At 54.6% G+C, this 12,200-nt stretch carries 8 protein-coding genes and 1 pseudogene; 8 read left to right on the forward strand and 1 reads right to left on the reverse strand.

The annotated features are described in order from the left end of the window. The 5 genes from Q2M23_RS21300 (at window position 1) to Q2M23_RS21320 (ending at window position 8,324) form a co-directional block, all read left to right on the forward strand. Window positions 1–942 carry an NAD-dependent epimerase/dehydratase family protein gene (locus Q2M23_RS21300; RefSeq protein WP_316396919.1) on the forward strand — a complete coding sequence of 314 codons (942 nt, stop codon included), beginning with the start codon at window positions 1–3 and terminating at the stop codon, window positions 940–942. Window positions 943–1,040: 98 nt separating this feature from the next. After that, window positions 1,041–2,405 (forward strand): glycosyltransferase family 4 protein, encoded by a 1,365-nt coding sequence (locus tag Q2M23_RS21305; protein ID WP_316396920.1) that lies wholly within the window; start codon window positions 1,041–1,043, stop codon window positions 2,403–2,405. A gap of 71 nt (window positions 2,406–2,476) precedes the next feature. Beyond that, window positions 2,477–3,262, forward strand: a complete 786-nt coding sequence (locus Q2M23_RS21310; RefSeq protein ID WP_316396921.1) for an ABC transporter permease — start codon at window positions 2,477–2,479, stop codon at window positions 3,260–3,262. A 31-nt stretch (window positions 3,263–3,293) separates the two neighbouring features. After that, window positions 3,294–4,481, forward strand: coding sequence for an ABC transporter ATP-binding protein (locus Q2M23_RS21315; protein ID WP_316396922.1), 1,188 nt, complete (start codon window positions 3,294–3,296; stop codon window positions 4,479–4,481). Between the two features lie 492 nt (window positions 4,482–4,973). Continuing rightward, window positions 4,974–8,324: a methyltransferase domain-containing protein gene (locus Q2M23_RS21320; protein ID WP_316396923.1), complete on the forward strand. Its 3,351-nt coding sequence runs from the start codon at window positions 4,974–4,976 to the stop codon at window positions 8,322–8,324. Here the strand turns inward: Q2M23_RS21320 and Q2M23_RS21325 are convergent. Continuing rightward, window positions 8,321–9,463, reverse strand: a complete 1,143-nt coding sequence (locus Q2M23_RS21325; RefSeq protein WP_316396924.1) for an acyltransferase — start codon at window positions 9,461–9,463, stop codon at window positions 8,321–8,323. The two genes, Q2M23_RS21320 and Q2M23_RS21325, sit on opposite strands and share 4 nt — an antisense overlap. An 870-nt stretch (window positions 9,464–10,333) precedes the next feature. On the opposite strand from Q2M23_RS21325, the gene Q2M23_RS21330 reads away from it, so the two are divergent. The 3 genes and pseudogenes from Q2M23_RS21330 to Q2M23_RS21340 form a co-directional block, all read left to right on the forward strand. After that, entirely contained in the window at window positions 10,334–10,951 is a 618-nt protein-coding gene (locus Q2M23_RS21330) for a TylF/MycF/NovP-related O-methyltransferase (RefSeq protein WP_316396930.1), read from the forward strand. 33 nt (window positions 10,952–10,984) lie between these two features. Next, entirely contained in the window at window positions 10,985–11,686 is a 702-nt protein-coding gene (locus Q2M23_RS21335; RefSeq protein ID WP_316396925.1) for a hypothetical protein, read from the forward strand. A 75-nt stretch (window positions 11,687–11,761) separates the two neighbouring features. Continuing rightward, window positions 11,762–12,106: pseudogene (locus Q2M23_RS21340) on the forward strand (IS66 family transposase); the annotation flags it as partial. Between the last annotated feature and the right edge of the window lie 94 nt (window positions 12,107–12,200).

A 12,200-nucleotide genomic window follows, 5' to 3' on the forward strand; every position in this document is an offset into this window, starting at 1 on the left:
GTGGCGCGTTACGCAATTACGGGAGGCACGGGATTCCTGGGGCAGGCTCTGACACGCTACCTCGAGCGATCTGGGCATCAAGTTGTGATCGCCTCCCCAAGCCGTCCAGCCGGCTCTGATCGGGAATGGCTTCATTACAATCTAGATGACCTTTCAACAATCGACAATCTGGTCTGCGCCGATGTCAGCGGAATTTTTCATTTGGCCTGGTCGACGATTCCCAGTACTGCTCAGCGTAATCCGGCCGCCGACGTTAGGACCAATCTGGTAGGCACCGTCGCTCTGTTTCAAGCACTGAGCTCCGCTCCCCCGATCCCTCTTCTATTTGTCTCGTCGGGCGGCACGGTCTACGGCCATCCCGAATGTCTTCCCATTCCTGAAGAACACCCCTTGCGCCCGATTAATGCCTACGGAGCTGGCAAGGTATCGGCAGAGCGGTTCGCAGATTTGTTTCGGTCGACGCATAACATCGACGTGCGCATTGCCCGGCTCAGCAATCCGTTCGGAGAGGGGCAGAACCTCTCCAAGTTGCAGGGAGCTGCCTCGGTCTTCGCAACGAAAATTCTCGCCGGCGAAACTATATCGATATGGGGCGACGGCGAAGTGGTTCGAGATTACATTCACGTAGATGATGCAGCGGGTGGCATCGCCGCTATCATGCACCATCGCGGTAGCGGGCACGCGGATGTTCCAATTTACAACGTTGGTTCAGGCGAGGGGCTCAGTCTTAATTCGCTTATAAAGATCATTAGCGACAAGGCCGGGCGATCGACTAAGGTGGAATACCTCCCCGCGAGGACCTTCGACGTGTCGGCGAACGTGCTTGACATCAGCAAGATAGTTTCAGAGGTCGGCTGGCGTCCCCGCTATTCTGCTACGGAGGGCCTGCAGCGGTTTGTAGCCGCCTTGTGCGCCGGGCCTCATCCGGCGCGAAAAGCGTAAAATGAGGCGGAAAAGCATCGAGCCGGTCGCGCATCCTGCTTCATTAACTCCAGCTATCCACTTTATCGTATCATGTTCGAGGCTTCGGGAGATGGAAGTTGCGTAAACTCAGGGTTGCCCTTTTTGTGCATTGCTTTTTCCCAGAGCATTTCTACGGGACGGAAACCTATACTCTCGAGCTTGCGAGAAACCTGAAGCAGCTTGGTCACGATGTGACCGTTGTCGCCGGTGTGTTCCAAGGAGAGCCGAAACGCCAGAGCGCGATCACCCGCTATGCCTTTAGCGATATCGATGTCGTCGCGTTCGACAAGAATTATGTGTCCCATTCTCGGATAAGCGAAACCTACTATCAGCAGAGCACTCGTCCATACCTACGCCAAATTCTTGCAGACCTCAAACCAGACATCGTACATGTCACTCATCTAATCAACCATACTGCTATGCTGTTGGAAGAGGCACGCACCGCCAACATTCCAGTCATCGCAACGCTCACCGATTTCTTTGGTTTCTGTTTCAACAACAAGCTGGAGGCGGCGAACGGCTCACTTTGTGCCGGACCTAATGCGCTGCGCAGCAATTGTATTGCATGCTTTCTCAAGGCGTCGAACAATGCGACCGCGAAAAAGCTTGCGGGCTTACCTTTAGGATGGTCAGGAGCGGGATTTGTTCTAAGAGCGGCCGGGAGCATCGGGCTCGAACCGTTTGGATGCAGCCGGCACGTCGTCGACGATCTGGTAAAGCGCCCAGACGTGCTAAAAAGCGCCTACGATGTCTGTGATGCGCTGATTGCGCCGTCGACATTTCTGCACGGCGCCTATTTGCAACAAGGCTTTCCCGCTGAGAGGTTCCACCTTAGTCATTTTGGCGTGGATCTAGACAGGCGGGCCAAGCCGACGCGCAGCGGCGATAGCCCCATCACGATAGGCTACATTGGTCAAATCGCGGCGCACAAGGGGGTCGATCTGCTAGTCACCGCAGTCAGTTCGCTACCCGCCAGCAAAGTGGGGCTCAAAGTATATGGACCTGAAAACCAAGACCTTGCCTACATGGCCGCATTGCGTACCGCAGCCGGCTCCAACGTCAGTTTTCATGGGACGTTCGAGCCTGTTCGAATGGCCGACATCATGAGCGAACTAGACCTGCTCGCAATTCCTTCCACCTGGTATGAAAACAGCCCGCTGGTCTTACTCAACGCATTAGCTTCACACACGCCCGTCATCGTCTCAAATGTGGAGGGATTGACAGAGTTTATCCAGGAGGGCAAGACGGGATGGTCGTTCAGACGATCGGATGGTGACCATTTGCGCTCCGTTATCGCGGCGCTGATCGATAATCCCGGGATGGTTCGGGCGGCGACCGCAGCCACGTCATACGAACGGACGTCAATGACCATGACGCAACATGTTTGCGAACTGTATGCGGCCGTCCTGTCGAGGCGGGCCGGCGTTGCCATATCCGTGTGACGGAACCTATGCTGAATCGTAGTAGATTAGCCGAATTGCGACGTCTCAATATTGGGCCTCTGGCGCCGTTCATGGCGCTCTGGCTTCATTGGGATTTGCTGATGCGGTTTAGCGGTCAGGACCTTCGCTCGCGTTATCGCGAGTCACTTCTTGGCCCGGCTTGGGCATTGGTCGTGCCACTGTTCCAGCTGGCTGTGTTTAGTTTTGTATTCACGTCAATCCTACCCTCGCGCTGGTCGGGGGGCGAAGCAGGCTCCTTTCTTTTCCCGCTTAACCTTTTTTGCGGGATTTCAGTCTATTCCGTTTTTTCCGAGGTAGTGACCCGTTCGACCACCATCCTCAGTGAGAACAGCTCGTACATCAAGCGCGTAGTGTTCCCGCTGGAGGTCATGCCGATTTCAATCGTGCTGTCCGCCTTGATTGGGTTCTTTATTTCGCTTGCTGTTCTGCTGCTTGGCTACTGCCTCATTCGCGAGAGCTTACCTGCCGTCCAAGCTTTGTCGTTGCCACTGATCCTCGTTCCCTTTTTTGTTTTGTTGGCTGGACTTGCCTGGTTCTTCGCCGGGATATCCGTGTATTTGCCGGATCTCCGTCATGCGATCTTTCCGATTGTCAGCCTGCTGATGTTCCTCAGTCCGGTTCTGTTCCCTCTTTCTAGCGTTCCGGAGCCCTATCGACTCGTAATTGCTTGGAATCCGGTCACCGTTCCTATCGAAGCATTGAGGAATGCATTGGTACTGGGAGCGTGGCCCGATCCGCTGTTGCTCGTCGGCTATGGGGCGGTGGCTTGGGCTGTCGCATGGTTGGGTTATGCTACCTTCGTTGTATTGCGGCGAGGATTCGCCGATGTCGTCTAGGTCTCCGGATGCACATTTGCCGATACTTGAGGTGCGTAACGTTTCCAAGGCGTATCGGCTCTTCGATAAGCCAATCGACCGGTTCAAACAAATCCTATTCGGGACGATTCGGCCTTATTTTCATGAGCACCTTGCACTGCAGGACGTTTCATTTTCGCTAGGCCGAGGGGAAACTCTCGGGATCATGGGGCGAAATGGAGCCGGCAAGTCTACGCTGCTGCAGATCATCACAGGTACGCTTCAGCCGAGCGGAGGTAGCATGACTGTGCGCGGCCGTGTTGCTGCGCTTCTGGAACTTGGAACGGGCATCAACCCGTTGTTAACGGGACGCGAGAACATCGGTCTTCTGGCGGCAATCCTTGGATTATCTGCCGACGAAATCGCCGACAAAACTCCGCATATCGTGGCCTTCGCAGATCTCGGCGAATACATCGATCAACCTGTGAAGACCTATTCTAGCGGAATGTATGTGCGGATCGCTTTTGCGATCGCGACGTGCGTGGATCCTGATCTCCTTATCATTGATGAAGCTCTAAGTGTTGGTGACATCAGTTTTCGGAACAAGTGCATGGCGCGGATCAACGAGTTGCGAGCGAAGGGGGTCAGCATTCTCTTCGTCTCGCACGATCTCAGCACATTGCAAATGATCTGTAACCGCGCGATTTGGATCGAGAAGGGGCTGGTGGAAGCGATCGGGGATCCTATAGCGATCACCCACCAATACCATAGTTTCATGATGGGATTAAACGACACTAAATCGAAGGAGATTGTCCCTTCAAGTCTGCCACAGCATGCGACCGAGACGGCAGAGTTTACGGTTTTTCGCCTGCGGCATTTGGGTGAGCCTGTGTTTCAGGTCGGTGAAGACCTGACATTTGAGTTTGCAGTACAGGGCAAGGCGGACATGCCTGGGTTAGTTTTCGGCCTCAGCATATACCGCAGGGATGGCCAGTGGATCATTGGCCAGACGAGCCACGAGAGCAAGGCCGTCTGGCCCGCGCGCCGGCGCGGGCTTACAGCGCAAGGAACGATCGTTTTGAAAGGGCTGGTTTTGGGGCCCGGAGAGTACATGGCCTGCCTAGCGTGCTATAATGAAGACTTTACAATTTGTCATGCCATGACCGAACTGATCATTCGCTTTACTGTCAAGCTACCATATCCTACTTGGGGCGATATCATCCACCCGATCGAATGGCACGATAGAAGTGAAAGTCTATGAACTATCCAAATTAGTTGGATCAAAAATTACTGCGAACGCGGGACGCAGATGGCGCATCGTCTGCTCATCTGCGAATCGAATCGGCATCATGTCTATCCGAGGTGATGCAGCGTGCCTCCTGTTCGATGGTTTTCGTGGGAGCGATCTAGGTGTCGAAGCTCCCATGGAGACGGGTCCAGATTCTGGGACAGGCCAACATGCCGATAGGTCTCAGACCATTACTGGTTCAAGAGGAGCTGCCCACAAGGGGATTGTTGTTTGCTTATGAACGTTACCCCTTGCCCCATCTGCCGCACGTTCCAGAACCATGACTTTGTCACGGTTGACGGATACTCTATTCGGCGCTGCGGGGTTTGCGCGTCGGACTTTGTCTGGCCCGCTCCAAGCGCGGAGGAGATGCGGGCGTTCCAAGACCGCGCGCAATCGTTCGATGGCGGTGAGCGCGGCGGGTACGTTTCATATGACCCCCGGACTGAGGAAGCGCCGCCCTGGTTGAACGCTCTGATCGACGATATCGGTCCTACTCGTCCAGTTCCTTCTATACTCGACATCGGCAGCGCGTATGGAACGAATCTTGCCGTTGCGCGGCAGAAGGGCTGGCAATGCTTTGGCGTAGAGTCGTCTGCGCATGCGCGGAAGGTCGCCCGCGAGCGGCAAAAAGGCGTCTTCATAACAGAAAAAGTAGAAGACATCCCACCGCACCAATTCGATCTAGTCCTGATGCTCGATGTCCTCCAGCATCTTGCCGATCCGTATGCGCTCTTTTACACGCTTTTCGCCAACGGACAGATCACGCCAGAGACGGTAGTAGTGGTGACGACCCCAAACGCTCGGTCTTGGGATGCTTTGGCGAATCCGGTGGGTTGGCAGTATCGAGATCCGCCGTCGTATCTGACCTTCTTTTCTGGTTTGTCGCTTCAAATTCTGTTCGGGACTTTGCGATTTACCGACGTCACATTGACCGGGCAGCGTCGGCTGGACCGAGTGAGCGTTGAGCTGTTCAGCGACGAAGCCTCCGAGCCTAATGATTGGCTTTCCCCCTTCGCAGGCCTGCAAGTAGTGGCGCGGGGAAGCGATTTTTCCGGTTTCATGCAAGAACGCTTCGTTCCTGGTACTTGGTCGGAGCTGGCAGCATATGAGCATCTTCCACGATACGCATTTGCAAAGAGCCATTCTAGCGGAAAGCGCATCCTCGATTTCGGTTGCGGCACGGGCTATGGCGCTGCCGCGATGAGCAAAGCCGCGAACCATGTTCTCGCGGTTGACCTCAACGAAGGAGCCCTCGAATTCGCGAGGCGGCAACACAAGGCACCCAATCTTTCCTTTGAAAGAGTAGCGGATCTATGTGCGGGTTTTACAGATCAGCAATTTGACCGGATTACTTGCTTCGAGGTTATCGAACATCTCGATGCTGCGGACCAGATCACGTTGCTCGACAACTTCAGGCGCATCCTAAAGGATGACGGTCTACTGTTCATCTCCACGCCTAACCCGGAGGTTACCAAGCGGTACGGCGAGAACCCTTATCACCTCAAGGAGCTCAGCGCGGAGGAGTTTCGAAGCCTAATCGACGAACGGTTCGCGAACAAGTTGATCCTTGATGAGACATTGACGTCGGGCACGCTTCTGACATCATCGAGCCATGGGATATTCGGTCGCAACACCGTCAATTCCTCTGTTGCAGTTGAGCCAATGTTTGACGGTTCCTATCCGGAATTGAAAGCAGCAGCATGGCTATGCGTCTGCAGCGGGGGAACACTGCCGATTGTTCATGGGCGGTACTACGCTGACAACAGGCACGACTACGTCGTTGTCCGAACTGACGCTCTGCAAAAAGACGATAAAAGCCGTCTGGAAATTTACGACCACAGCAAGCGCGCGGATGAATACGAACTCGCGCTACGCAGCCAGCCCGATTTAACCGTGCTGCTGGAGCAAAACAGGCGCTTGCAACGAGACGGGGATGCAGCTTCACAGGCGCACAGCCTTGCGCTTCAGCAAATAGCTACGCTGAGTAGCGAGCGTGATGCGTTGATACAGCGGACTGTTGAGGCCACCCGCGAGCGAGATGAAGTCATGCAGGCGCACAATTTTGCGCTTGAGCAAATGGCGGGACTGAGCGGGGAGCGTGATGAGCTACTGCAGCGGGTTATTGAGACTACCCGCGAGCGCGTTGAAATCATGCAAGTGCACAATTCGGCGCTTGAGCAAATGGCTGCGCTGAGTGCGGAGCGTGATGCGCTGGTGCAGCGAATTGTTGAGACCACCCGTGAGCGGGATGAAGCGACGCATGTGTACGATTCTACATTTGAGCTGGTCTCTAATCTGACGAAAGAACGCGACGAAGCGCTTCAGGTACGCGAGGAATTGGCGGCCAAATGTAATAAACTGGAGCGTGACCTGTCGAGCGCAAATGCTGCGGCGCAGATCATCCAGAACTCGATCCGATGGCGGACACTCAATCGCATCGCGCCGTTGTTTCCTTTGGCGCGGCCTCTGCTAGCGGCTCGGCGCAGGATACTCCGCGGTGCCGTGCGCTCCGCCGCTCGATCAGCGAATGAGCAGGTCGAGACATTCGATCTGCTGAAAGAACTGACCCTTGCGCCGAGATGGAACCGTGTGCGGAACAAATATGAGCTCGTTGTCGACGAGGAGCATCGGTCCTGGCAAGATTCGCGTCAAGGCAATGCCAAATACTTCGTTGATCCTTACATCGTGGAGTTGAAGAAAAAACCGGTACCAGGAAAAGAGCGGCCGAAAATTTTGCATGTCATTCCGAACGTTTATGTTGGAGGCTCAACGCAACTTGTCAAAGACATCGTTGAGTACACCTCAGATGTTTTCGATCACGAGGTTCTAACTTCGGCTCTATGGCCGGCCGGCGCGCACGTTGGTCTCAAGGTTCATCATCTAACGCTTAGCGAGGCAGAAAAATTCTCGCCGTTGATCGCCGATATCCAACCCGATATCGTGCATGTACATTACTGGGGGCTAACAGACGATTTGTGGTATTTCGCCGTGATGAGCGCACTCGATGCCGTTCCGGATGCTAAGGTCATTGAGAATGTCAATACGCCGATTGCTCCGCTGATTCACCCCAGGATCGGGATGTATGCCTTTGTCAGCGAATATGTCCGCCGCGAATTCGGATCGAGCGTAACAGACGAGCAAGCGACCGTTGTTCATCCGGGAATCGATCTGTCGCGTTTCACGAAGCGCTACTGCGGTTTGGATGCCGAGAATGCTATCGGTATGGTCTATCGCCTCGAACCAGACAAGCTGCGTCTCAATGCGATCGATCTCTTTATCGAGATCGTTAAGCGTCGCCCGCGGACCGCTGTTTACATCATTGGCGGTGGTTCATTCCTCGAATCATATCTTCGGCGAACGATCGAGGCGGGAGTGCGGGCCAACTTTCGCTTCACTGGCTACGTTCCGTACGAGAAACTGCCCGAATGGTACGATCAGTTTTCGGTGTTTGTTGCGCCGGTCTGGAGCGAGAGCTTTGGGCAGGTTGCGCCGTTTGCTATGTCGAAGCAACTGGCGGTCGGAGGCTTTCGTACGGGAGCCCTTCCGGAAATCCTTGGGTCAGAGGCTCTGCTGGGCGATTCCATCGAGGAGACGGCTCGGCTTATCGTGGCTCTCCTCAACGATGGTCCGCGCAAGCAAATGATCGGTTCCCGCAATAAGGAGCGAGCTCGGACACTGTTTTCAGTCGAGCACATGGCGGAGAAATATGCCGATCTCTATAGCGCGAGTTTGCGCGATGGACGGGAGATGACGGACCCGATAACCCAATCGGATTATCGAGATTTCAATGGAGATCCAAGCGAAGTTGACTAGGAGACCGCACCATGACCTGACAGCGAGACGTTCCGGCCGCGCGCATTGTAGAATTCTACTATGCGTCTCCGCGCTCGGTTTTCGACCAGTAGGAACATAGCTGACGAAATCGTTAGCAGTATCAACCAGAAGACTGCAAATTCGACGGCTGTCGGAAGCGGCCGCAGAAACCCGAAATAGACATCCCAAGCTCGATTTAGAATCTGGTGTGTCATGTAGATTGAGAAACTAATTTCGCCAAGAAAGACCAACCATCGAGCTGACAGCGTACGCGAGATCGCCCCAGCGTTGCCTGCGAGCGAATAAATCAGCAACGCAAAAAAGACGACACCGCCGCAATTCAAGAACCAAAAGGCGAAAGCGCTTCCAGTTGACGCGATGAAGGATGGCATCGCAGCGATCGCAGGGCAAAGGACCAGAAACGCCACGACCGTGGCAAGCGCCGATACCTCAGCGAGCGTTCCCTCAAACCTAACTCTTCGGTCGAGGAATAAACGGGCTGCGAGAACACCCATGACGAATTCGAAAATTCGGACCAGAGGGTTAGCGTAGATGAGTCCGTAAGCTGTGATTTCTCCTGCGTTGAAATCGCACGAAATTCCGTTCTGTTCGACGAGGAGGCAGAAGAGTAAGACGATGCCGACCGAAAGACCTAAAATGGCCAGAGGCTTACGGAGGTTGGTCACGATGAGCGGAAGCGCGAGATAAAAAAACAATTCATTTGAGATGCTCCATGAGACACCGTTCAACGAAAGGTAGAAGCTCTTCGCCGGTATCCACGACTGAACGAGCAGCAGATTGGGAATCAATAGGGTAAGCAGAGTTGGTCTCGGCCAAGGAATATACCAGAGATCGTGCGGCAGAATGACGAAAAACAGGACCAAGCAGGCAAAGTGAACGGGCCAAATCCTCGCAATGCGAGCCACGACAAATCGTTTTACCGCGCCGACGGAGGTGAATGAGCGGTAATTGTAGTGCAGAATAAATCCCGAGAGGACGAAGAAAAACGACACGCCCTGATTCAGCGGCAAATGGCTCAAACCTAGCGAGCCAAATCGGTCGGTCAGATGACCAATGACAATAGCCGCGGCAGAAAAAAATCGCGCGGAGGTCAAAGGGTCTAGCTTTTGTGCCTGCAACTTCCCGCCCCTTACCTCGCTTGGATGCGCCGTCACCAATGGGTGTCAAATTGAACTCTTCGCAATCAGCGCTGAATTGCGATGAGTGTATTGGCGTTGCGCCCAGGATTGTCCAGCAAGTCAGTCCTGGTTCCTGCGATTGGATTAGCCTAAGGCCACCGCAATACGACGGATTGGAGCGAGAGGTCAAGTTCTTCAATCAGTTAGGAGGCGGTGTGCACGACATGTGGCACCAAAAGCGGATCGGCGGAAACACAGCAGAGGCTTCCCAGATCGGGCCGAGGCTGCGGCGGCGAAGGGGGACTCGTGGCCGACTTCGATACAGCATTTGTCAGTAGAAGCCGAAGGCCATAGGTCATCGTGACGGCAGCAGAGGTCTTTGGTAGCAGGCGGCATCGAACCCATGCTAGGACTATCGCTCCGGCGAGTGGCGTCAGGGTCTGGATTGCGACCGGTGCCGTGGCGTAAATGACAGCGTCGGCCGCCGAATTGAAACCAACGGGCTCGCGCCGCCTCTTGGTCTGCCTTGCGGTCTTGAGATATCTGATGAGGACGCAATCGCGTTTCTACTGCCGTCGCGATACTCTGCGTCTCGATCGAGCATATGAATAGAATGGAGGCGCGGGCTGTTCGCTGGTCTTCAAGGTCGGCGGCCTTGCCGTCGAGCATGCCGACGGCCGCGTGATAACCAAGAGGCATCGTTGGTTCCGTCCAACGGGCTAGTAGTCTATCGCGAAGAAATGGGCGATAGTGCGGGCTCGAAGGTCAAGCGGTAGCAACCAAGCACGGAAGTGTATTTTGAGCGAGTTTTGTCCCATCGAAGCTTCAAACGAGCAAATTGCGATCTTGGAGAGGGTAAAACCTTACACTATGACATCTCCGGAGCGGATCTGGGCGACAATGCAAGCCGTTCAACACGTCGTTCGTTCTGAAGTCCAAGGCTCGTTTGTCGAGTGTGGTGCGTGGCGCGGAGGGAGCAGCATGGCTGCCGCCCTGCAGTTTTTAATAGAGAACGAGAGCCGCGAATTGAGGGTCTTTGACACATTCGCTGGGATGACAAGACCGGATGACGTCGATGGCAGAAATGGTGAACCTGCAATAGACGAATGGGCCAAAAATCAGACCCAAACTCACAACGAATGGTGCTACGCGTCCCTCGAAGATGTCACGAAGAACCTACGGAGTACGGGTTATCCGGCTAACCTCATCCGTCTCATCAAGGGAGACGTAACCATGACTTTGGCACGGCCTGAAAACCTTCCGGAAAAAATAGCCATACTTCGACTCGACACCGATTGGTACGCCAGCACCAAGGTTGAACTAGAGGCGCTTTATCCGCGCCTCAGCCTGGGCGGCGTCTTGATCGTAGACGATTACGGTTGGTGGGATGGAGCAAGGCGAGCCGTAGACGAATTTTTTGCCAATCGTCCTCGGCCAATGTTGACCTATACCGACATTACCGGTCGGATGGGCGTAAAGCTAAAATAGGACGGAGTTTAGTCGGTGGGAGTGGATGTCTACGTGCTTAAGTTTCTGGCCCACTGCCACCAACTTCGTGGACCTCTCGGGCGCACCTTTCAATTGGGACGGCAGGGGATTTACCTCGATCCTCGTCATGTAGAGATCGCCGATTCGATCGTACGCGAGCATGAGATCGGCGCCGACTTTCGGTCGATCGGCGGTGCTGAACCATATTCAGAGAATCTATTCAAATCGTTTGGCGCTTCAGAAGTGGTGTCGTGCGACGCGTCAGCGTATGAGGGAGCGCACCTTCTCCACGATTTCAACAACCCAGTGCCTAGCAATTGGCATGGTTCTTTCGATACCGTCTTCGATGGTGGCTCGCTCGAGCACATCTTCAATATACCCGTGGCTCTAGCAAACCTTATGCAGCTCACTCGCGTGGGAGGTCGGGTATTGTCGGTCAACAGCGCGAATGATTTCCTCGGGCACGGATTATATCAGTTCAGCCCAGATCTAATGTTCCGAGTATTTTCGGAATCGAACGGCTTTAGAATGCTTGGCGCGTTTCTCGTGCGACTGAATGGTACGCCAACCCTGGACGCGGTTGCCGATCCGCTTCAATGCGGTGAAAGGATCGAAATAGGCGACACAGGAGGAAACACATATTTGATGTTTGTTGCGGAAAAGATTGCTCAATTTCAACCATTCCAATCTTGGCCGCAACAGTCTGACTACACGTTGATTTGGAAAAAAAATTGACAAGTAGTCGTCTGTTAAGAAGCCGAATTGAACCGGGCTGGAAGGGTAAGTGGGGCCACGCTAGGATGCGGTGAAAGCTGCAACGAAGCGCTGATCGCACATCTTGAGCTGCGGATCGAGAAGCTCAAGCGCGAACTGCACGGGCAGCGATCCGAGCGCTCGGCACGGCTGCTCGAGCAGTTGGAGTTGGAGCTCGAGGAACTCGTAACCACGGCGAGCGAGGATGAGCTTGCCGCTCAGGCGGCGGCGGCGAAGACGCAGAACGTCCGTCCCTTCACGCGTAAGCGGCCGGTGCGCAAGCCTTGGCCAGACGATATCGAACACGAGCGCGTCGTCGTTGAAGCTCCAACGACCTGCGCCTGCTGCGGTGGATCACGGCTGGCGAAGGTCGGCGAGGATGTGACCAAGACGCTGGAGGAGAGTATCCCTCCGTTGAGGGCCGCCTTGTTTGACGAACGCGATCGCTGCAGGTCCTAGGGGTAATCCTAGGAGAAGCGCTATGACGATTTCGAGG

This window comes from Bradyrhizobium sp. 33ap4 (assembly GCF_032654765.1).
GTDB lineage: Bacteria > Pseudomonadota > Alphaproteobacteria > Rhizobiales > Xanthobacteraceae > Bradyrhizobium > Bradyrhizobium australafricanum.